The following is a 21,093-nucleotide window of genomic DNA, read 5'->3' as shown; positions in this document are numbered from 1 at the left end:
ACGTCGGGACTTGATATAAAAGACATTGCCCAATCGCACCGGATTCTGCACGGAGGGGCGCGAACAAGGAACGCGGCGAGCCCGGACCACCCAATCGCAGGGCGATTATGACAGGCACGATCGACGCCCCGTCCCCAGAACCGCGGGGAAGTCCACCACGCAAGCTTGACGTCGCCTCCGGGCAGGCGCGCTTGACAGTCCCTACCGCCGGCGAAGCTCGGCGTGGAAGTGCGTGTCCGTGTTGGGGCGGACGGGCGTGCGCGACGCCGCCACGAGCTCGAAGCCCGCGCCGGTGGCACTGGAGAGAAACGCGTCGACAACGCGCTCGTCCTCCTCGGCGAGGACGGAGCAGGTGGCGTACACGAGCCTGCCGCCGGGAGCCACGCGCGCGGCGGCAGCCGAGAGAATCTCCCCCTGCAGCGCCGCGAGCTCCTCGGGCGCGCTCGACTCAAGCGACCACGCGATCTCCGGGTGGCGGGCGAGCGTGCCCGTGCCGGTGCACGGCGCATCAACAAAGACCAGGTCAAACGTACCGAGAAGAACGTCGGGCAGGTCATCCCCGCCAAGCGCGCGCCCGTCGGCCGCAACGCACGCGACGTGCTCCGCCACCCCCGCGGCCTCCATGCGGCGCGCCGCGAGCGCGGACTTGCGCGGGCCGAGCTCCACGGCGACGATCTCGCAGGGGCCTCCCGCGGCGACGGCAGCGCCCTCGAGCAGCACGGTCTTGGTGCCACGCCCCTGCCCCACCTCGAGCACGCGGCTGCCGGGCTCGGGCGCGGCGGCGAGCGCAGCCTCCTGCGCCGCAAGGTCACAGGGCAGCACGTCCACGCGCTCGACGAGACCGGAGGGTGCGAGGCGCGCGGGCGCGCCCAGCAGGAACGACCCCGCCACGGGGCCCGCGACGGGGTCGCAGCCGGCCTTGGCGAGAAGGGTCTCTGCCTCGCGGAGGGAAAGCCGCGCGCGGTTGGCGGCCACCCAGGCGCCCGCAGGGCCCAGCGCGCCCATCGCCCACGCGGAGGCGTCCGCGGGTCCGAGCGAGGCAAGCGCCCGCTCGCAGAGCCACTCGGGAAGAGCGCCAACGAGGGCGAGGTCAGAGGCGTCAGAGCTCCCGCTCGCCACGCGCTCGCGCGCCGCGGCGAGCGCGGGGGCGTCACCCTCGGCCACGCGGCGCAGCACGGCGTTGGCAAGTCCGGCGGCTCGCGGCGCCACGCCGCGCACGAGCTCGACCCCCTGGCTCACCGCCACGTCCGAGCGCTCCCCCAGATAGAGGAGCTCGAAGGCGGCCAGGCGCAGGGCGTCCCTCACGCGGGGCTCCAGGTGCGCGCCACGGCGCAGGTGCGCGTCGACGGCGCGGTCGAGGGCGTCCTCGGCGGCGGTGGCGCCAAGGACGAGGCGCGTTGCGAAGGCGCGGTCGCGCTCGGGGAGCCCCGAGAGCGCCTCGGACCCCCGCAGGAGGTCGCGGGCGCGGGCGTCGCGGCGCCGGCGCTCCCCCAGCAGGGCGAGCGCGCAGCGACGGGCCGCCGTGGCGCGGGCCACTACGCCCGCTCCCAGGAGATGCCGTCCCCGCGCAGGCCGGCCGCCCACGCGGAGGCCTCCATCTCGCGCTTGCCGTCCGGCTTCACGCGCAGGACCTCGATCGAGCCGCCCTCGCAGCCGAGCCAGACGCGGCCGCGCGCCACGAGCACGGACCCGGCGGCCACGTCCCTCTCCCCTGCCGCGGCGGCGCACACGCGCGCCCCGCGACCAGCCACGGAGCAGCGCGCCGGCGCGGTGTCCCCGGACGCGAGCACGCGCGCGAGGTTCTTCTCGACCGCGTCCGCCGGGTCGAGCAGCATCTCGGCCTTGCCCACCTTGGCGGCATGGGTGACGAGCGCCTCGTCCTGCTCCGTCCAGACGGCAGTGCCGTCCACCACCGAGGGCAGCGTCTCCGCCAGGAGCTTCGCGCCCATGCGCGCGAGCTCGGCCGTGAGCTCCTCGGTCCCCTTCCCGGCGACCGCGGTGGCTGCCTGCGCGCAGTATGCGCCCGTGTCCACCCCGTGGCCTATCCGCATGATGGAGACGCCCGTCTCGGCGTCCCCGGCGAGGATGGCGCGCTGGATGGGGGCGGCGCCGCGCCAGCGCGGCAGGAGCGAGGCGTGCACGTTCACGCAGCCGGCGGGCGCGAGCTCGAGGACCTCGTCCGGCAGGATGCAGCCGTAGGCGGCCACGCAGACCACGTCGGGCGCGGCGGCGCGCAGCGCGTCCATGACCTCGGGCGTCACGCGCGAGGCCTCGAGCACGGGAAGGCCGAGCTCGAGCGCCCGGGCCTTGACCGGCGAGGGCACGAGCGCCCTCCCGCGGCCGCGCACGGCGTCCGGGCGCGTAAGCACGAGCTCAACGTCGTGCGCCGCGGCGAGCGCCTCGAGGGAGGGCACGGCGAAGTCGGGCGTGCCCATGAAGACCACGCGGAGCCTGGCGCCGTCCGCCCCCGTACCCACGTTCTTCTCGGCAGTCATGCGAGCCTCCCTAGACCTCGGTGTCGCCGGGGCGGGCGCCCGCGGCGAGCGCCTCCTGGTACTCGCGCTCCGCCTCGGCGCGGCGCATCGGCGCCAGATGGTCGAACATCGTCACGCCGTGGACGTGGTCGATCTCATGCTGGAGGCACACGGCGAGCAGGTTGTCCGCCGCCTCGTACTGCATGAGGTCGCCGTCCAGGTTCTTGGCCTGCACCACCACGTGGGAGGGCCGGCTCACGCGCACGGAGACGCCGGGGAACGAGAGGCAGCCCTCGGAGCCCTCGCGCTCGGGGCCGTCCGCCGTGATGATGCGCGGGTTGATGAGCACGTAGGGGTTCTTCTTGCCGCCCTTGCCGGCGTAGTCGACGTCGATGACCACGATCTGGCGCATCTCGCCGATCTGCGGGCCCGCGAGGCCGCAGCCGTCCGCGGCGTACATGACCTTGAGCATGCGCTTGGCAAGGGCGCGGACCTCGTCGTCGATGACCTCGATGGGCGCGCACTCCTCCTTGAGGCGCGGGTCGGGCGAGAGCACGATCTGGCTGAGCTCGTTCATGGGTTCCTCCTTCTGCCGGCCCCGGCGTCGTGCCGGGTGGGTCGGCGTCACATCATGTCGTACGCGTCAACGTCCACAGCAATGTTAATACCCGCGCGCCGCCCGAGCGATGCGACGCACTCCTTGAGCACGGGACCCACGTCCGCGCCGGGAGGGGCCTTCACCATCACGTGGCGGCGCACCTGGTCCTTGGCACGGGCACGCGCGCAGTCCGCGGGGCCCAGCACCTCCCAGCCCGGGGTCGTGCCCACGCGCCCGCGCAGGGCGTCGGCGAGGTCTGCCGTGGCGGCGCGGACGTCGCGCTCGGAGCGGCCCCACGCCACCACGTTGGAGAGCCGGCTGTAGGGAGGGTAGCTGGCCTCGGCGCGCTCCGCGAGCTCGGGCTCGAGGAAGAGGGCGCGATCGTGGGCGGAAACGGCGCGCATGGCGGGGTGCGAGGCCCAGTACGTCTGCACCACGACCTCGCCGGGGCGCCTGCCCCTCCCCGCGCGGCCCGCAACCTGCTCCAGGAGGTCGTAGGTGCGCTCGGCGGCGCGGAAGTCCGGCAGCTTGAGCATGGTGTCCGCGTTGATCACGCCCACGAGCGTGACCTCCGGGAAGTCGAGCCCCTTGGCAATCATCTGCGTGCCCACGAGCACGGCGCACTCGGCCGCGTCAAACTGCTCGAGCAGGCGCTGGTGGGCGCCCTTCGCCCGCGTGGTGTCCGCGTCCATCCGGATGACCTCGACGTCTGCGGGCAGGAGCATGGAGAGCTCGTCCTCCACGCGCTGGGTGCCCACGCCAAAGGCGGCGAGGTAGCGGCTGCCGCAGTTGGGGCACGTGGTGGACGGGTCGGGGTAGGCGCGCACGGGCCAGCTTCTCCCGCACGTGTGGCAGGCGAGCATGTGCCCGCGCTCGTGATAGGTGAGCGCCGTGGAGCAGTGCGGGCACTCGGGCACGCACCCGCACTCGCGGCACATGAGGAAGTTGGCGAAGCCGCGGCGGTTGAGCATGAGGACGGCCTTCTCACGCCGCTCGACCACGCCGCGCAGGGCCTCGACAAGCGGTGCCGAGAAGATCGAGCGGCCCCCCGAGCGGAACTGCTCCGCCATGTCCACCACGGTGACGCGCGGCAGCACGGAGCCCGCCGGCCGCTCCGGCATCTCCACGCGCACCCAGCGCGCTCCGCGAAAGGCGCCCTCGCGGCAGCGCGCGAGCGCCTCGAGGGAGGGCGTGGCAGACCCCAGGACGAGCGCCGCCCCGCGCTCGCGCGCGAGCTCGGCCGCGACCTCGCGGGCGTGGTAGCGCGGGGAATTGTCCTGCTTGTAGGAGCCCTCGTGCTCCTCGTCGATGATGATGAGGCCAGGGTCCGCGAGCGGCGCGAAGAGCGCCGAGCGGGCGCCCACCACCACGCGGGCGCGCCCCGCCCGGACGAGGTCCCACTGGTCGAAGCGCTCGCCCGCGGAGAGGCGCGAGTGCAGCACGGCAACCTCGTCGCCGAAGCGGCTGCGAAAGCGCCCCACGGTCTGGGCAGTGAGGGAGATCTCCGGCACGAGCACGAGCGCGCCGCGACCCGCCGCGAGGGCGCGCTCGATGGCGGCGAGGTAGACCTCCGTCTTGCCGGAGCCCGTGACCCCGTCGACCAGCACGACGTCCCCCCGGGCGCCGGCGCGAGCCTCGTCGATGGCAGCAAGCGCCTCGAGCTGGCCCGCGGTGAGGCGCTCGGGACGCGGGGCGGAGGCGGAAGAGAGCGTGGTGTCGCCCGTCCCTCGCAGCTCGCGCCTGCGCGTGACCGCCACGACGCCGCGGCGCTCCAGGGCGGAGACGGCGCTCGCGGCACCGGGTATGGTGGCGGAGAGCTCGGACACGCGCTGCGGCCCCTCGCGCAGGGCCTCGATCACCGCGCGCTGGCGAGAGGCCGTGCGCGGCGGGACGTAGTCGTTGGCAGCGGGCTCGAGCGCGGCCCAGCGCGCGTCCACGGCGCCCGCGCGCTCGCAGACGAGCTCCCAGGGGGCGTCGTCCGAGGCGCGGGTCACGCGCACCTTCTGCCCGGGAGCCAGGAAGGGGCGCACCGCCTCGCAGAGGGGGCACGCGTACTCCCGCGCCATCCACGTGGCAACGCGCGCCGCCGCGTCGTCAAAGGCGGGGGGCGCCAGGAGCTGCTCGACGGGAAGCACCCTCGTGGGGTCCACCCCCTCGGGGGGCTCCGTGGAGACCGCCATCACGTAGCCCACGGCGAGCCTGCGCGAGAAGGACACGAGCACCGTGGCGCCCGTCGTCACGCCGGCGTCCGCGAGCTCGTCCGGCACGGCGTAGGAGAACGTGCCGTCGAGCTGGCGCGTTGGTATGTCGAGCGCGACGCTCGCGTAGCGCATGGCGGCCTCCCGTTCTTCTCGGCTCGTTCTTCCGGGCCGCGGGATCTGCGGCCGTCTGTCGAACTTTTTATTGTAGCCGAGGGACGGGAGCCACCCGCCCCGGGCGGGGCTACCTGGAAGACCCTCCATGACGCCCGACCACGGCGGCCTGCGCCTGCCGGCGGGCGGAGCGGGCGGCGCCGCGCACGCGTCCCCGCGCGGCCCCGAGGGCGCCGGACATGTCCACGCCCAGGAGCGCGTTGGCCACCCACAGGAAGAACAGGAGCACCACCACGGGGATGACGCACGAGGTGACTATCATGACGGCGAGGCTCTCTATGAGGCGGTTGACCTGGTCGAGCACCTCGTCCGTGAGGCTGGAGACGCCGTCTGCCAGCATCTCGGGGATACCGGTTATGAAGTCCAGGATGGAGCCGTCTCCCTCCTCCTGGGACTGCTCTCCGGCGTCGTCCGCGCCCTGCTCGGCGGCGGCCTGGGCCTGTGCGGAGACCTCGTAGGTCCTGTCCACCATGTCCGTCACGGCCACGCTGGCCGGGACCACGGCAAACAGCACCACGGCCATGAGCAGGGCCTTCACGCCAAGGCGCGCGAGGGGGCCGGTCACGGCCGAGCGCCGCATCAGAAGGAGCGAGCCCACGAGCAGGGCGCAGCCCACCGGGACGAGCACCCTGAAGGCCGCGAGGCCAAAGATCGTGAGCAGGTACTTCTCGAGGTAGATGACCATGAGGACGATGCCCAGATCGGAGCTCACGTCCATGAGCTTGTCCGCAACGGGCGTGCCCACGTCGTCCGGGATGGCCGTGATGGCGGCGGAGAGCCCCGTGGACGAGGCAACGAGCGCCGTGACGTTTGCCTTCTTCTCGTCCAGCGTCTCAATGGTTGCGGCATAGGTCTCCGGCCTGGAGAAGACCTCCGCCAGCGGGAGGGCGGACACGAGGGCGAGAAGGACCAGGACGGCCGCGAGCACCCTCCTCCAGCGATAGATCCCGTCCATCACGACGTCCGGGCGCGGTGCCAACTCCTCGGGCACCTCGTACTCTGGCCCCGTCTCCGGCAACCCCTCCAGGCGCGTCCTCTCGAGCTCGTCCATGTTCGCTCCCCTCGTCCGCTCCCGCGCGTGGATCTGACGGATTCCTCGAGCCAAGCTGTCAGGAGCTTGCCCACACTTGAGAGTTTGACCCGAGGAATCCGTCAGGTGCAACGGCGTTTAGCGGACATACTGGGCCACTTACCGAATACCGAGCGACAGCACACAGGCTCCCCATGTCCCCACCTGCCGTGGGAGCTCCGTGCAAGCAAACGGGCAGACGGCGTTCGACGACGCCCGCTAGCATCGGTGACCTTGAAGTCACATCAGAGACGCGATGCGACTTGACCGATAACTGTCAAGTGTTTATCTTTTATGAGAGGTGCACGCATGCCCAAGGAACGTGAGGTGCGAGAGGTTCTTCGCAGACTCGCGCGAGAGGGTTGGGAGTCTGAGCCCGGTCGCGGCAGCCACGTCGTGTTCCGAAGAGCGGGCAGGATACTGGTTGTGCCGACGTCAAAGAGGGAGCTGCCCATTGGCACGTGGCGAAACATAGCGCGCGCGGCGGGATGGCTCGAAGAGAGAGGCAACAAGGGATGACCGGACACATCTACGAAGCTGTGCTCTCCCCCGCAGAAGGAGGCGGCTATGACGTGAGGGTGCCCGATCTTCCAGGGTGCTTCTCGTTTGGGGACGACCGCATGTCCGCCCTCGCCATGGCAGCAGACGCCATGAGGACCTATGTCGCCTCGCTCATGCTCCATGGCAGTCCGCTCCCCGAGCCGACGTTTGCCAAGGTTGACGAATCTGAGGAAGCAGTTCCCGTCTACTTTGAGACGGACGCCTCATATGTGGTGCCTGGGGAGCGCATGAGCGCAGCGGAAGCCGCGCGCAGACTCGGAGTAAGCGCGGGGCGCGTAACGCACCTGATCGCATCGGGCGCGCTTGACGGGTATCGAATCGGACGTCACACATACGTGACCGTGACCAGCGTAGAGCGCAGGATTCAAGAGGGAGCTCGCCCGGGAAGGCCGCGCACAAAGATCGCCTCGTAGTACGGACAGATCACCTGAATCTAACTTCGCAAAAGGGGGCGTGGGCGCCGGACATGACAAAGTACCCTGTCCCCTTTGTCAGCCTTCGAGCCAGAAGAGGCTTGCGTCGTCGGAGCGCTTGAGGCGCGGGAAGCGGAGATAGTCGGGGTCCGAGGCCTCGAGCTCGCGGAGGCGCACCAGGATAGTGCGGGACCTCTCGGGCGTGAGGCGGGCGAGTTCCGCCGCCGGGTCCGCCACGCCAAACGCAGCGGGGCCGGAACGCGCGAACGCGCGCCAGAAGCCGTCGCTCATGCCCGCGACGGAAGCCACCTCGTCCCTGGGGAGCGAGCGGCGCCTCAGGTGCGCGAGGGCCGCCCCCGTGGGATCCAGGCTCCAGTAGCCGCCCTCCGTGTTGCGGAGCAGCCGGTGCGCGCGCACGACGTCGTCCACGAGCCGGCGGCGCTCGGGGCCGGTGAGGGCGAGGCCGGGGTCGCGCTCCGACATGAGGGCGACCGCTCGCGCGTCGAGCTCCTCGAGGACGTCGTCGGTGGAGACGACGAGCGAGCCGTCCCGCATGAGGGCCGCCATGGGTGAGTCTCCCAGGCCGTAGAGCTCGACCGACTCGTCGCCAACGACCACGAGCGCGAGCGTCGCCGAGGGGACGGCGAGGGGGTCCATCTCCGCGAGGGGCGTTCCCGCGGCCGTCTCGAGCTCACCCCGAGCGAGCGAGACCGCCCCCTCGAGCGCCTCCTCCGCCCGCGCGCCCGCGTCGAGCGCCTCGCAGACGGCGGCGCCCACGACGTGAGCCAGCCACTGCGCGTTCGAGGCGAAGCGGCCCGCGAAGAGCGGGGCGCCCGCAAGTCCGGAGGCCCCGTCGATCACGACCCCGTACGAGTCCGCCACCCGGACGAAGTCCTCGTTCGCCGCGTTTCCGCGATCCGTGATGCAGAACGACCTCGCCATGGGACCCCCGTTCTTCTCGCCAGCCGCCAACCTGACAGTTTGCCCGGGCCCGGCCTGACAGTTTGCCCGGGTCCAGCTGTCAAGCTGTTGGCCAACTTGACAGCTGGACCCGGGCAAACTGTCAGGCCGGGCCCGGGCAAACTGTCAGGTTCCGCCACGATACCACGGCGCCCCGCGCTACGCCGCCGGGCGGTACGGCTCGCCGGAGCGCTCCAGCGCCAGGATGACGCGCACGAGCTTCTTGCACGCGTGCGAGATGGCCACGTTGTAGTGCTTGCCCTCGGAGCACTTCTTCCCCAGGTACGCCGCGAAGGTGGGGTCGTAGCGGCAGACGTGCTTGGTGGCGTTGTAGAGGGCGTAGCGCAGGTATCGCGACCCGCGCTTCTCCATGTGGGGGTAGCAGTTCCTGAGCTGGCCGGACTGGTAGGTCGAGGGGGACATCCCCGCGTACGCCAGGAGCTTGTCCGCGGACTCGAAGCGCGAGAAGTCCCCCGCCTCCGCGATGATCATCGCCGCCATCCTGAAGCCCAGACCGGGGATGGTGGTGATGGGAGAGGCGATCTCGAGCAGGATCGCCTTGATGAAGCGCTCGACCTCGTCCACCTCGCTTCCGAGCTCCCGCGCGAGGCGGATGGTGTGCTGGAGCTCGAGGGACTTTGCGGGCGCGCGGGTGCCGATGGAGGCTCGCGCGGCCTCGCGTATCTCCTCCGCGGCGCTGCGCTTGTAGTGGCCCTTGGAGCTCCGCTCAAGGAGGTCCGAGAGCTCCGAGACGCTGGCGCCCGCCACCTGCTCGGCCCCGGGGAAGGCGCCGAGCAGCTCGTAGACCGAGCGCATGTGGAGCGAGGGCACGATCCTCTCGAGCTCGGGGAAGAGTATGCACACGAGGCGCGAGATGGACTGCTTGAGCTTGGCGCGCTCGCGCACCTTGTCAAAGCGGTAGCGCGTGAGCGACTTGAGGTCCTCCGTGCGGCGTGCCTCCGCGCGGTACGGGACGAGTCCGGAGTCCGACATGAGCATGGCGGCGATGGTGCGGGCGTCCACGCGGTCGGTCTTGGTCTTCCGCAGGCTCAGGCTCTTGCGGTAGAGGTTGGTGGAGAGGGGGTTGAGCACGTAGACGGAGAGGCCGGCATCGACGAGAAACGCCAGGAGGTTGGTGCCGTAGTGGCCCGTCGCCTCGAGGCCCACGCGCACCTCCTCGCGCCCGCGCTCGCACCCCTCGACGCACTCGCCGATCCTCCCCAGAAGCTGCAGGAAGCCCTCCTGGCTGTTGGGGATGACGAAGGAGTCCGCGAGAATCTCCCCTCCTCCCCCGATGACCAGGCAGTCGTGCTTGTCCTTAGCCACGTCGATGCCAACGGCGATCATGGTTCCACCTCCCGGGGCCGAGTCTTGCCTACACGTAGACTCTTCCCGTTTGGGAGAGGATGTGAGGGGCGGAGGGGCGAGAAGTGCGGGGGACCGCGGTCGGAGCCTTTCAAGAACCGTCTGGCGGTAGGAGTCAACGACCAATCCGCGGTCCCCGCGGTAAAGGCCGTCGAGCGCAGTCGCGGGTCTTCCATCGTACACCACGGAAGGGCCCATACGCGCAGAAAAGGGATGCGGTCCGCGAGACCCCCGAGCCTCTACGAGAAGAGCTCGGAGTCGAGCGCGGCGAGCTCCTGGGGGACGTCGGCGGGGTCGCACCCGAACGAATCCGCGACGGCCTGCGCCTGGAGGCGACGCAGCCCGGCGAGGTCGTCGTTGCCCTCGCGCTCGTACACGGTCGCCAGGCGGTCGAGCGCGTAGCAGACGTAGCTCGCCACGGAGTCCGCCATGCCGGAGATCACCATCATCGTCACGAGCGAGTCGGGCGCGAGGACGAGCGCGGTGGCCGGGTCGAGCTCGAGAAGCTCGCCGATCTGGCGCTCGACGTCGTCCGTGCCGGAGGCCTCCCCCGCCACGGCGCGCCTGAGCGCGTCGGACACGCCATCCACGAACTGGCCGACTATCTCAAGGATGTAGTCCTTCTGCAGCATGCGAGCTCCTCACGTAACATGACAAGGGGACAGTCCCTTTGTCATGTTACGCCATTACTCGCTGCGAAGGGCCTCCACCGGGTCGCGACGGCTGGCGGCGCTCGACGGGATGAGGCCGGCGACCAGCGTGAGCGCCACGGAGATGCACACGAGCACGGCCGCGGACGTCCACGGCAGGCTCATGATGTTCTCCACGTTGAAGTCCGCGAGGACCCACGCGTTCACGGGAACGGACACGATCACCACCACGGCGATGGCAAAGACGCCGGAGATGAGACCCTCGATGAAGGTCTCGGCGTTGAAGACGCTCGCGACGTTGCCCTTGGAGGCGCCGATGGCGCGCAGGATGCCGATCTCCTTCTTGCGCTCGAGCACGGAGATGTAGGTGATGATGCCGATCATGATGGAGCTCACCACCAAGGAGATGCTCACGAAGGCGATGAGCACGAGCGAGATCATGTTCACGATGTCGGTCACGCTGCCCATGATGACGCCCATGTAGTCCGTGTAGGTGATTACCGCGTCGTCGTTGCCCGCCGCACGCTGCTCGTCGTTGTACCCCTCGATGATGTCGAGCACGCTCTCCTTGGCCTCGAAGTCCTTGGGGTAGATCTGGATGGCCGCCGGATCGTCCGGCGTGGCGTAGCCGAGCGTCTGGAGGTTGTTGTCATAGGTGAGCTGGCTCGCGTTTGCGTAGCTCTCCATGAGCGAGGTCAGGTCCTCTGCGTCCATGTTGAAGTGTATGGACGAGGAGAGCGCGTCCACGTCCACGGAGAACGCGTCCTGCAGGCCCGAGAGGCCGGCGGAGACCTGGCTCGCGTAGCTGCCCATGATCTGCGAGATCGCGGACTGGAGCTGGGCCGAGATGGCGTCCCCTATCTGGGCGGACATGCTCTGGAGGAAGGTCTGCAGGTACGGGGCGAGCTCGTCCGCCACGTAGTCGGAGACGATCTTCTCCACGCGCTCGCGCACCGGCTGGCCCGCCACCTCGTCGATCTGGGCGAGAAGAACCTGGGCCTCCTCGGTCTCCAGGTACTGCCCCATGAGGTCTATGACGCCCTGGACGAAGCCCTCGTCGTTGGGGTCGAGGGCGCCCGCGTTCTCGCCCCACCAGCGGACGAAGCCGCTCGTGAGCTCGCCGCCCAGGCGCGCCGCCTCCTCGAGCTGCTCGAGCGTGACCGGCGGGTCCGTCACCGCCTCCTCGAGGATGGAGGAGAAGTCCGGTGAGGGCGCGCCCGCCACGAGCGACTCCACGTCGACGGAGCTCGCCACGCTCGAGAGGTCGACGGAGACGCCGGAGAGGTCGATGCCCGACGGGTCGAACGCGGCCGAGAGCCCGCTCGTGTCGAAGGAGAACGCGGAGCGAAGCTGCTGCTCGTCAACGGAGAAGAGGCTCTCGAGGTCGACGCCCGCCCGCGCCTCCTCCTGGAGGGTGTCGAAGCTCTTGCCGGTGAAGACGTCCACCTCGGGGTTGGCCAGCTGCTGCTGGACGATCTGGGACTGGTCCGCGCGCTCCATGAGCGCGGTCGTGAGCGCCGGGGTGTAGGCGATGCCCGCGGAGAGCGCCTTGGCGTCCGAGGACTCGTTGGGGCGCACGACGCCCACCACGTGCAGGTCGAGGCCATTGTTCACGGCATCGACCATGAACTGCTCGTCGGAGGACATGTCCGTCCAGCCGCCGGTCTCCTCGTTCTTGCGGTACTCGTCCGCGGGGCTGATGACCTTGAAGGAGAGCGCCAGGGCGTCGTCGTAGGTGAAGTCGACCTCCCCCTGCTCGATGTCCGTCTCCCCCGCCGTGCCGCTCATGGCGGAGGTAACCATCTCCGTGAGCTCCGCCGGGTCGAGGACGCCTATGCCGTAGAGCGTGTAGTCGCTGATGCGCCCGCTCTGCGTGAGCACGAGCACGCACTCGTCCGCCCCCGTGGCCCAGCGGCCGGCCACGACGTCGTACTGGGACTCGAGGAGCTCCTGGTCGTCGATCATCTCGTTGAAGACGGACATGCCCCCCGTCGACATGCCGGCCGTGGCCGCACCGGAGGCGCCTCCCGTCATGGCGGTGCCGAGCGCGTTGGGATTGAGCTGCACCGCGCCGCCCGAGGTGTCGGGCTTGTAGACGAGCGGCGTGAGGCCGTAGTCGTACTGGATCGCGTTGACGTGGGAGTCAAGGCCATCGGGGTTCGTCTCGAGGTAGGACCTGAGCCCTGAGAGGTCGTTGGAGCCCACGGAGGCGAACATGTCCGTGAGCATCATGAACTCGGGGATCTGGGTGGGGTCGTCGTCCTTCTCGGCAGCCTGGCCCTCGCTCGTCCCGTCCTCCGAGAGCATCCCGGAGATGTCCATGCTCTGCTTGGTGATGGAGAGCGGGTAGCTGGAGAGGGTGTCCTCCTCCACCTTGGCGATGTAGTCGTTCACGCCGTTTGCGAGCGCCAGGATCGCGGCGATGCCGATGATGCCGATGGACCCGGCGAAGGCCGTCATGATGGTGCGGCCCTTCTTGGTCATGAGGTTGTTGAACGAGAGCCCGAGCGCGGTGAGGAAGCTCATGGAGGTTCGGCGCGCCCGCTTGGCCTCGCGCCGGGGGACGGCGTTGGGGTCGAGGGGGTCGGAGTCGGCGGTGATGTGGCCGTCGCGCAGCTCCACGATGCGGGTGGCGTACTGGCGCGCGAGCTCGGGGTTGTGCGTGACCATGACCACCAGGCGGTCCCGCGCGACCTCCTTGAGGAGGTCCATGACCTGCACGGAGGTGGCGGAGTCGAGGGCGCCCGTGGGCTCGTCGGCGAGCAGGATCTCGGGGTCGTTGATGAGGGCGCGAGCTATGGCCACGCGCTGCATCTGGCCGCCGGAGAGCTGGCTCGGGCGCTTGTTCACATGGTCGGCGAGGCCCACGCGCGCGAGGGCGTCGAGCGCGCGGCGCCGGCGCTCGGAGCGCCCCACGCCCGAGAGCGTGAGCGCGAGCTCCACGTTGGCGAGGATCGTCTGGTGCGGGATGAGGTTGTAGCTCTGGAAGACGAAGCCGATGCGGTTGTTGCGGTAGGTGTCCCAGTCGCGGTCGCGGTACTCGCGGGTGGAGATGCCGTCGATCACGAGGTCGCCCTCGTCAAAGTGGTCGAGGCCGCCCACGATGTTGAGCATCGTGGTCTTGCCCGAGCCCGAGGGCCCCAGCACGGCCACGAACTCGTTGTCGCGAAAGGCGACGGAGACGTGGTCGAGCGCGACCTGGGTGAAGGAGTCGGTGGTGTAGCGCTTGCAGATGTCCTTGAGCTCGAGCATGGGTCCTCCAGATGGTGCCTCGACCACTTCATGGTACCCAAACGACCCCTCGCGCAGACCTGCCCGCACGACCGGGTGGCTCGGTCGCACGGTTTGTCCCTCTCACGCGACCTCGGAAAACCCGCGCCGCAAAAGACTTTTGACAGACACCGTCGCGCCGTCGTGCCATACTCTGAGCGGACGAAGGGAGGTGCGCCGTGGGCAAGGTGCGCATGGAGGACTGCGACAGGGAGCGGGTGGGCGAGCGGCTGCGTCAGACGCGCGAGGGGCGCGGCCTCACGCAGGAGGCGCTCGCGGAGGAGCTCCACGTCTCGAGGCAGACGGTCTCCAACTGGGAGCGCGGCAAGACGCTCCCCGACATCCAGAGCCTCGTGGGCGCGGCATCCACGCTGGGCATGGGCCTCCCGGAGCTTCTGGGCGAGGACGAGAGGAGGCGCATGGCGGAGCTCGCCGAGGCGTCGCGCTCGGAGCTCAAGACCATCTACGGGGCCCTCTGCCTCGGCTGGGTGGCCGTGTTCGCGATCGAGATCGCTCGCATCCTCGGCCTCGGGCAGGTGCACTGGGCCGTCTACGCCGCGCTCCTCCTGCCCACGCTGTGGCTCTCCTGGCGCGCCTTCTCCCTCGAGCGCGAGGCGGGCCTGAAGACGGCGCGCGACGTCGCCGACTACATCGAGAACGGCGCGCGCCCGGATGACAACGAGTACCCGCTCACCTTCCTTGGCTGGGCGCTCAAGGGCGTGCCGCTCGCCCTCGCCATCGAGGCGCTCATGAGGGTCGGCGGCTAGGGCGTGGGAGCTCGGGCAACCCGGACCCTCGTCGTGGGGGGGCGTCGAGGTCGAGGTCGAGCGCAAGCGCGTCCGCAGGCTCAACCTGCGCGTGCGCGCGGACGGCACCGCCCACCTCTCCATACCTCCGCGCACCTCGCTGGCGGAGGCGCGCGGCTTCCTGGAGGGGCACGAGGCGTGGCTTCGCACCCACGTGGCGCGCCGGTCGCAGGGGACGCCGGACGACGGCCTCGTCCCCCTCTGGGGCGCGCTCGTGACGCTTCCCGCCGGCACCGCCCCCGACGAGCTCTACCGCGCCGAGCTCGCGCGCGCCCTGCCGGCGGCGGTCGAGCGCGCGGAGGAGGCGGTGGGCGCCCGCGCGACCGCCTGGCAGCTGCGCGCGATGTCCACGCGCTGGGGCTCGTGCACCCCGCGCACGGGGCGGATCCGCGTGAACGTGCGCCTTGCCGCCTACCCGCCCACCTGCCTCGACTACGTGCTGGCCCACGAGCTCACGCACCTTCTCGAGCCGAGCCACAACCAGAGGTTCCACGTTCTTCTCGCCCGCGCGTACCCCAACGAGCGCGCCGCGCGGGCCCTCCTTCGCCGGGAGGCGCGGGAGCTGGCGGCAACGGGCACTTCTCTCCCCGGCAACGCTGCGGAAACACGGGACCTGTAGCCTTTCCTCAATCGTCACCGAAAGGATGCCGCCCATGTCCCGTCTCGCGCACATCGCTCTTCTCGGCGCTCCGGCCGCAGCCGGCGCTGGCGCGTGGTGGTGGACAAGGACGACTCCCCTCTCGGACTGACGAGGCCACTCACGCATGCATAAGGGCCCTCGGACTCAGTTCCGGGGGCCCTTTTCTTGTGCGAGAAGAACCCACTGCGAAAGGAGCGCGTCATGACCGGCACCACCCCCTACCGCACCTACCTCGGCGAGAGCCAGATTCCCACCGCCTGGTACAACCTGCGGGCGGACATGCCGGAGAAGCCCGAGCCCATGCGCCTGCCAAACGGCGCCGTGGCCACGCACGAGGACCTCGCGCCCGTCTTCGCGGACGCGCTGATAGACCAGGAGCTCGACGACGACACCGCCTACGTCGAGATCCCCGCGCCCGTGCGCGAGATGTACAAGGTCTACCGGCCGAGCCCACTGTGCCGCGCGTACAACCTCGAGAGCGCGCTCGACACGCCCGCGCACATCTACTACAAGTTCGAGGGCAACAACACGAGCGGCTCCCACAAGCTCAACTCCGCGCTCGCACAGGCCTACTACGCCGCCGCGCAGGGCCTCACCACCATCACCACCGAGACGGGCGCGGGGCAGTGGGGCACCGCGCTTGCCGAGGCCGCCGCGCACTATGGCCTTGACCTCGACGTCTTCATGGTCAAGTGCTCCTTTGAGCAGAAGCCGTTCCGGCGCAACATCATGGAGACCTTCGGCGCCACGGTGACGCCGTCGCCGAGCGACACCACCGAGGCGGGACGGCGCATCCTGGCCGCCCACCCCGACTCCTCCGGCTCGCTCGGCACCGCCATCTCCGAGGCCGTGGAGCGGGCCCTCCACGTGCCGGAGAACCGCGGCCGCTACCAGCTCGGCAGCGTCCTCAACCAGGTGGTGCTCCACCAGAGCGTGATAGGCCTCGAGAGCTACGAGGCCCTGCGCGCGATAGGCGAGTACCCGGACGTCGTGATCGGCTGTGCGGGCGGCGGCTCCAACCTCGGCGGCCTCATCGCCCCCTTCATGCGCGACAAGCTGCGCGGAGAGCGTCCCGGCACGCGCTTCGTCGCGGTGGAGCCCGCGAGCTGCCCCTCGCTCACGCGCGGCCGGTACGCCTACGACTTCGCGGACACGGGCCAGACCTGCCCTCTCGTGAAGATGTACACGCTCGGCAACGGCTTCATCCCCAGCCCCGACCACGCGGGAGGACTCCGCTACCACGGCATGAGCCCCATCGTCTCCAAGCTGCACCACGACGGCTACCTCGAGGCCGTGGCCGTGCGCCAGACGGAGGTCTTCGAGGCGGGCGAGCGGTTCGCCAAGCTCGAGACCATCCTGCCGGCGCCCGAGAGCGCCCACGCCATCCTCGTGGCCATGCGCGAGGCCGAGAGGTGCCGTGAGACCGGCGAGGCCAAGACCATCCTCTTTGGCCTCACGGGAACGGGCTACTTCGACATGGTCGCCTACGACAGATACAACCGCGGCGAGATGGAGGACCACGTCCCCACCGACGAGGAGCTCGAGGCCGGCTTCGCCACGATTCCGCACGTCCCGGGAATCCAGTAGCGCCCGACGCTCGGCGAGAAGGACCTGCGGCCGCGCGTCCTTCTCGCCCGCGGCGGGCGCAGGCCGTCGCGGAATCGGAGGCCATGGCACTCCCTTCGCCCGCGGCGTTGCGTCATTGGGGGCTGTGGCATGCGAGAAGAGAGGCGACCTGCGAATCTCTCCGCCCCCGTTGCGGAATCTGGGCTCATGGCAGAGCAATCCCCGCCACAGCCCCGAATCCCGCAACGCTCCCCCGCCGCCGGCTGCCACAGCCCCGGAACCCGCAACGCTCTCCTGCCGCCGGCTGCCACAGCCCCGAATCCCGCAACGCGGCAGGACCCGGGCCGGCGCCCGACGCGAGAAAGGCCCCACCGTCCCAGGGACGGCGGGGCCACGGGAGGGCTATCAGCGCGCGACCGCTACGCGCAGTGCTCCCGACCGAGCTCGGACCACTCGGGCTCCTCGTCGGGGAGCGACCCGGCATCCTTGGTGAAGAGCTCCTTCAGGCAGTTGTAGGCCACGATGAGGCCGAGCACCACGAGCAGGATGGCAAAGACGAGCTGCAGGCCCGAGGTCGCGATCACGGCCGCGCCGCTCGCGGCGAGGGCGCTCGCGCAGCCGATGATGCTCTGGACGAGCGAGGTGAAGGTGCTCAGCAGCAGGAAGGCCACCGGCACGTAGAGCATGAATCCCTTGCGGCCCGTGCACTTGCAGAAGACCGCGAGCATGATCATCGTCATGCCGCCGAGCAGCTGGTTGGACGCGCCAAAGAGCGGCCAGATGTTGTTGTACCCGCCAAAGGCGAGGGCGAGGCCCAGCGCCAGCGTGAGCACGGTGGCGACCCAGGTGTTGGAGAAGAACCTGGCCGCGCCGGTCGCTCCAGCGCCGGCCTCCTCTGCCGCATCGTTGCTCTTGGCGAAGAACTCCTGGAAGGAGAGTCGGCCGATGCGCGCCACGGCGTCGACGGAGGTGAGCGCGAGCGCGGAGACGCACATCGTCATGAAGACGGTGGCGAGCGTGGAGTCCACGCCGAAGGCCGTCATGCCGCGCGCGACGCCCTGCGAGAAGATCTGGAACGGGGTCGCCGCCGCACCGTTGTTGAGCAGGCCCGTGCCGGCGGTGTTGAGGTCGGAGAACATGATCGCCGCGAAGACGATGGCGAGCACGCCCACGAAGGACTCGAGCACCATGGCGCCGTAGCCCACGGGCAGCGCGTCCTTCTCGCTGGACACCTGCTTGGAGGAGGTGTTGGTGGAGACGAGGCTGTGGAAGCCGGAGAGCGCGCCGCACGCCACGGAGACGAAGAGCAGCGGGAAGACGTAGCTGCCCTTGGCGGCGAGGGCGTCGAGGTCGGCGACCATCGGCGCGGTCATGGTGGCCTGGCCGCCCGCGCCGAGCACGAAGACGCCGATGACGGCGCACGCGATCATGACGAGCATCATGATGGAGGTGAGGTAGTCGCGCGGCTGCTTGAGCGTCTGGATTGGCATGGCGGCGGCAAAGAGCAGGTAGACCATGATGACGGCGAACCAGCCGTTCTTGTCCAGGTAGACCGGGAACTGCATGCCCACGGCAAACATCAGGACGAAGAGGACCACGGCGAGCAGGAGCTCCCTCCAGCCGGAGAGGCCGAAGCGGCGGTTTATCCAGCCGAAGGCGATGGCCACGAAGGTGAAGAGGATCGAGATCGTGCCGGCCGCGCCGCCCGCGTAGGAGACGGCGGCATCAACGGCGCCCGCGGCGTCGAAGGTCGCCTTGAACGTGCCCGCGACCATGTCGACGAAGGCAGCGATCACGATGATCGTGAAGAGCCAGGAGAAGATCAGGAACAGGCGACGGCCGGTGTGGCCGATGTACTTCTCGATCAGCTGGGCGAGCGACTTGCCGTTGTTGCGCACCGAGGCGTAGAGCGCCCCGAAGTCGTGCACGGCGCCGAAGAAGATGCCGCCCACGAGCACCCACAGCAGCACCGGAAGCCAGCCGAACATCATCGCGGCGATGGTGCCCGTGACGGGGCCGGCGCCGCAGATGGAGCTGAACTGGTGCGAGAAGGCGGTGAAGCACGAGGCGGGCGAGAAGTTCTTGCCGTCCTCCAGGCGACGTGCCGGCGTGATGGCCTCGGCGTCGATGCCCCACGCACGCGCGAGCCAGCGGCCGTAGAGCAGGTACCCGGCGACGAGCACCACGGCCGCCACGAGCACGATGACGATTCCGTTCATGTTTCCCCCTTTGCGGATCGTTGGAACCGCACGACATGTTGCGCGCTTAACATCTGTCTGCCTGACGCGTTACGGACATGGTTTCTGACCGCTAACCGGCGAGAAACATACCGTTCACGGAACGTGACGGGGGACGGGGGCTTCGCCACCGTGACGGAACCGTCACGGGACCGCGCTCTTCTCGGCGCCTATACTCAGAGCAGGAGACGAGGGAGGGAGACCCGTGCACCAGCCGCGCATTCTGCTCGCCGAGGACGATCCGCTCATCGTGGAGGGGCTCTCCGAGCTCCTGGCCAACGAGGGCTTTGTCGTGGACTCCTCCCCCACCCAGGCGGGAGCCGTGGCCCTCGCCTGTCGCCCGCACGCCGACTATGCGCTCGCGCTCGTGGACCTGACGCTCGCGCAGGGCAACGGCTTTGCCGTGTGCAACGCCATCAAGTCCGCCACGCCGGGCGTCCCCGTGATCTTTCTCACCGCCGCGGACGACGAGCTCAACACCGTGACCGGGCTCACCATGGGCGCCGACGACTACGTGGCCAAGCCCTTCCGCCCGCGCGAGCTCGTGGCGCGCATCCGCGCTGCCATCCGCCGCGCGCACCCGGAGCGCACCGTCCTGCGCCTGGGGCGCGTGACCATAGACCCCGACCGGGCGCACGTGGAGAAGGACGGGCGGGAGGTCGTGCTCTCAGCCCTTGAGTACCGCCTGCTGCTCCTCTTTGCCAAGAACGCGGGACGCCTGGTCACGCGCGACATGATGCGCGAGGCCCTCTGGGACGACGCCGGCGCCTACGTTGAGGAGAACACGCTCTCGGTCTACATCAAGCGCCTGCGCGACAAGCTCGAGGACGACCCGTCCGACCCCTCCCTCATAGTCACCGTGAGGGGCCTGGGCTACCGCGCGGGCGGCGGAGAGTAGGTGACGGTCGTGCTCCTGCGCAACCGCGAGGTCAGAAGGACGGTCGCGGCGTCCGTCGTCGTTGGTGCCGCCGGCGCCGTCTGCGCGTGGCACCTGGCGGGGCCGGTGGCGGCGGCGTGCGTCGCGGGAACAGCGGCGGCCCTGCTCGTCGTGTGGCTCGTTGCCACGCGGGCGCGCTACCGTGCGCTCGCGCGCCTGGCGGCGCAGGTGGACGACATCCTCCACGGCTCGCGCGACGTGAGCCTCGAGCGCATGCGCGAGGGCGAGCTGGCCATCCTGGCCTCGGAGCTCGACAAGATGCGCAGCCGGCTCACCCTCGCCAACGAGGACCTCGAGCACGAGAGAAACGCCCTCGCAGACGCCCTCGCGGACATATCCCACCAGCTCAAGACGCCGCTCACCTCGCTCGCCCTCATGACCTCGCTCGTGCGGCGCGACCTCGTGGCCGCAGGCGCGCACGAGGCGGAGGTCGCGCGGCTGCGCACGATGGAGCGGCTCGAGGACCGCGTGGAGTGGCTCGTGGCGAGCCTGCTCAAGCTCGCGCGCATCGATGCGGGCGTGGTGAGCTTCGTGCGCGCCCGCGTGGAGGGCGCCGAGCTCGTGGCGCGGGCGGCCGAGCCGCTGGCCGTGGCCTTCGACCTCGCGGACGTGCGGCTGGTGGTGGACACTCCGGCGGGGGCGGGCTTTGAGGGGGACCTCTCCTGGACCGCGGAGGCGCTCGAGAACGTGCTCAAGAACTGCCTCGAGCACACGCCCGCGGGCGGCGAGGTGCGCGTGAGCTGCGCCGAGGACGCGCTCGCGTTCAGGCTCTGCGTGGAGGACACGGGACCCGGCATCGCCCCGGAGGACCTGCCGCACGTCTTCGAGCGCTTCTATCGCGGGGGCGAGAAGGACGCGCGGGCGGCGGGCGCGGGCTCCGAGGTCGACCCCGCGGGCGTGGGCATCGGGCTTGCACTTGCGCAAAGCCTCGTCGTCGCCCAGGGCGGATCCATCCGCGCGGGCAGCGCCGCGGGCGGCGGGGCGCGCTTCGACGTCGTGTTCTTCAAGGCCGTGGTGTAGGACGGGCACCGGGGACGCCCGGCTCCGGGCGCCGGCCCCGACTCGAGAGGGTGTGTACGCCACCCCTCGAGGGTATGTACGCCTTCCCTTCGGCGCGTTCTTCTCGGCAGAGCTCTGACCTGCGGGTTTTCTGCCCGCACTCGATGGCTGGGTGT

The 21,093-nt window shown here is 70.1% G+C and carries 17 protein-coding genes; 7 read left to right on the top strand and 10 right to left on the bottom strand.

All coding sequences use genetic code 11. From position 1 onward, the window contains the following. Positions 1-201: 201 nt before the first annotated feature. From B5F79_RS03925 to B5F79_RS03905, 5 genes are all read right to left on the bottom strand, one after another. On the bottom strand, positions 202-1,536 hold the full coding sequence (locus tag B5F79_RS03925; protein WP_158094835.1) for a transcription antitermination factor NusB: 1,335 nt from the start codon (positions 1,534-1,536) through the stop codon (positions 202-204). Then, positions 1,536-2,495 (bottom strand): methionyl-tRNA formyltransferase, encoded by a 960-nt coding sequence (gene fmt, locus B5F79_RS03920; protein ID WP_087217711.1) that lies wholly within the window; start codon positions 2,493-2,495, stop codon positions 1,536-1,538. The genes B5F79_RS03925 and fmt overlap by 1 nt, the downstream gene beginning before the upstream one ends. Before the next feature lie 10 nt (positions 2,496-2,505). Further along, entirely contained in the window at positions 2,506-3,051 is a 546-nt protein-coding gene (def, locus tag B5F79_RS03915) for a peptide deformylase (protein WP_087217709.1), read from the bottom strand. Between the two features lie 47 nt (positions 3,052-3,098). Then, entirely contained in the window at positions 3,099-5,405 is a 2,307-nt protein-coding gene (gene priA, locus B5F79_RS03910) for a replication restart helicase PriA (protein ID WP_087217707.1), read from the bottom strand. Positions 5,406-5,514: 109 nt separating this feature from the next. Then, the gene (locus tag B5F79_RS03905) at positions 5,515-6,495 is read right to left on the bottom strand and encodes a hypothetical protein (RefSeq protein ID WP_087217705.1); all 981 of its coding nucleotides are present in this window, start codon (positions 6,493-6,495) and stop codon (positions 5,515-5,517) included. A 312-nt stretch (positions 6,496-6,807) separates the two neighbouring features. Here B5F79_RS03905 and B5F79_RS03900 point away from each other — a divergent pair, with 312 nt between their 5' ends. Continuing rightward, positions 6,808-7,032, top strand: coding sequence for a type II toxin-antitoxin system HicA family toxin (locus B5F79_RS03900; protein WP_342632974.1), 225 nt, complete (start codon positions 6,808-6,810; stop codon positions 7,030-7,032). Beyond that, on the top strand, positions 7,002-7,487 hold the full coding sequence (locus B5F79_RS03895; protein ID WP_342632973.1) for a type II toxin-antitoxin system HicB family antitoxin: 486 nt from the start codon (positions 7,002-7,004) through the stop codon (positions 7,485-7,487). Before B5F79_RS03900 ends, B5F79_RS03895 begins: the two co-directional genes overlap by 31 nt. A 78-nt stretch (positions 7,488-7,565) precedes the next feature. Here B5F79_RS03895 and B5F79_RS03890 read toward each other — a convergent pair whose 3' ends face one another. The 4 genes from B5F79_RS03890 to B5F79_RS03875 all read right to left on the bottom strand — a co-directional run bounded on the left by B5F79_RS03890 (position 7,566) and on the right by B5F79_RS03875 (position 13,714). Then, a complete protein-coding gene (locus B5F79_RS03890; protein WP_087217699.1) occupies positions 7,566-8,429 on the bottom strand; it encodes a protein phosphatase 2C domain-containing protein in 864 nt (287 codons plus the stop codon). A gap of 177 nt (positions 8,430-8,606) precedes the next feature. Further along, a complete protein-coding gene (locus B5F79_RS03885) occupies positions 8,607-9,794 on the bottom strand; it encodes an IS110 family transposase (RefSeq protein ID WP_087217697.1) in 1,188 nt (395 codons plus the stop codon). Between the two features lie 257 nt (positions 9,795-10,051). After that, positions 10,052-10,444 (bottom strand): hypothetical protein, encoded by a 393-nt coding sequence (locus B5F79_RS03880; protein ID WP_087217695.1) that lies wholly within the window; start codon positions 10,442-10,444, stop codon positions 10,052-10,054. Positions 10,445-10,498: 54 nt separating this feature from the next. Next, positions 10,499-13,714, bottom strand: coding sequence for an ABC transporter ATP-binding protein/permease (locus B5F79_RS03875; RefSeq protein WP_087217693.1), 3,216 nt, complete (start codon positions 13,712-13,714; stop codon positions 10,499-10,501). A gap of 197 nt (positions 13,715-13,911) precedes the next feature. On the opposite strand from B5F79_RS03875, the gene B5F79_RS03870 reads away from it, so the two are divergent. From B5F79_RS03870 to B5F79_RS03860, 3 genes are all read left to right on the top strand, one after another. Then, entirely contained in the window at positions 13,912-14,499 is a 588-nt protein-coding gene (locus B5F79_RS03870; RefSeq protein WP_206391022.1) for a helix-turn-helix domain-containing protein, read from the top strand. Between the two features lie 91 nt (positions 14,500-14,590). Beyond that, on the top strand, positions 14,591-15,157 hold the full coding sequence (locus tag B5F79_RS03865; RefSeq protein ID WP_143786237.1) for a YgjP-like metallopeptidase domain-containing protein: 567 nt from the start codon (positions 14,591-14,593) through the stop codon (positions 15,155-15,157). A 222-nt stretch (positions 15,158-15,379) separates the two neighbouring features. Next, positions 15,380-16,765, top strand: a complete 1,386-nt coding sequence (locus tag B5F79_RS03860; protein WP_087217689.1) for a TrpB-like pyridoxal phosphate-dependent enzyme — start codon at positions 15,380-15,382, stop codon at positions 16,763-16,765. Between the two features lie 398 nt (positions 16,766-17,163). On the opposite strand, the gene B5F79_RS03855 is transcribed toward B5F79_RS03860, so the two are convergent. Next, positions 17,164-18,963 carry a carbon starvation CstA family protein gene (locus B5F79_RS03855; RefSeq protein ID WP_087217687.1) on the bottom strand — a complete coding sequence of 600 codons (1,800 nt, stop codon included), beginning with the start codon at positions 18,961-18,963 and terminating at the stop codon, positions 17,164-17,166. A gap of 223 nt (positions 18,964-19,186) precedes the next feature. Between B5F79_RS03855 and B5F79_RS03850 the strand changes: the two genes are divergently transcribed. Together B5F79_RS03850 and B5F79_RS03845 are read left to right on the top strand one after the other, a co-directional pair. After that, the gene (locus B5F79_RS03850) at positions 19,187-19,879 is read left to right on the top strand and encodes a response regulator transcription factor (protein WP_087217684.1); all 693 of its coding nucleotides are present in this window, start codon (positions 19,187-19,189) and stop codon (positions 19,877-19,879) included. Next, positions 19,880-20,938, top strand: a complete 1,059-nt coding sequence (locus B5F79_RS03845; protein ID WP_241147244.1) for a sensor histidine kinase — start codon at positions 19,880-19,882, stop codon at positions 20,936-20,938. It begins immediately after the preceding gene. The last annotated feature ends 155 nt before the right edge of the window (positions 20,939-21,093 follow it).

Origin of the sequence: Olsenella sp. An285 (genome assembly GCF_002159625.1) — a bacterium.
GTDB classification, from domain to species: Bacteria; Actinomycetota; Coriobacteriia; order Coriobacteriales; family Atopobiaceae; genus Thermophilibacter; species Thermophilibacter avicola.
This window is presented reverse-complemented; position numbering and strand designations above follow the sequence as displayed.

Bases quoted from the DNA above. Each gene is read 5' to 3' on its own strand.
- fmt (WP_087217711.1), bottom strand. From the start codon at position 2,495: ATGACTGCCGAGAAGAACGTGGGTACGGGGGCGGACGGCGCCAGGCTC.
- def (WP_087217709.1), bottom strand. From the start codon at position 3,051: ATGAACGAGCTCAGCCAGATCGTGCTCTCGCCCGACCCGCGCCTCAAG.
- priA (WP_087217707.1), bottom strand. From the start codon at position 5,405: ATGCGCTACGCGAGCGTCGCGCTCGACATACCAACGCGCCAGCTCGAC.
- B5F79_RS03905 (WP_087217705.1), bottom strand. From the start codon at position 6,495: ATGGACGAGCTCGAGAGGACGCGCCTGGAGGGGTTGCCGGAGACGGGG.
- B5F79_RS03900 (WP_342632974.1), top strand. From the start codon at position 6,808: ATGAGAGGTGCACGCATGCCCAAGGAACGTGAGGTGCGAGAGGTTCTT.
- B5F79_RS03895 (WP_342632973.1), top strand. From the start codon at position 7,002: ATGGCTCGAAGAGAGAGGCAACAAGGGATGACCGGACACATCTACGAA.
- B5F79_RS03890 (WP_087217699.1), bottom strand. From the start codon at position 8,429: ATGGCGAGGTCGTTCTGCATCACGGATCGCGGAAACGCGGCGAACGAG.
- B5F79_RS03885 (WP_087217697.1), bottom strand. From the start codon at position 9,794: ATGATCGCCGTTGGCATCGACGTGGCTAAGGACAAGCACGACTGCCTG.
- B5F79_RS03880 (WP_087217695.1), bottom strand. From the start codon at position 10,444: ATGCTGCAGAAGGACTACATCCTTGAGATAGTCGGCCAGTTCGTGGAT.
- B5F79_RS03875 (WP_087217693.1), bottom strand. From the start codon at position 13,714: ATGCTCGAGCTCAAGGACATCTGCAAGCGCTACACCACCGACTCCTTC.
- B5F79_RS03860 (WP_087217689.1), top strand. From the start codon at position 15,380: ATGACCGGCACCACCCCCTACCGCACCTACCTCGGCGAGAGCCAGATT.
- B5F79_RS03855 (WP_087217687.1), bottom strand. From the start codon at position 18,963: ATGAACGGAATCGTCATCGTGCTCGTGGCGGCCGTGGTGCTCGTCGCC.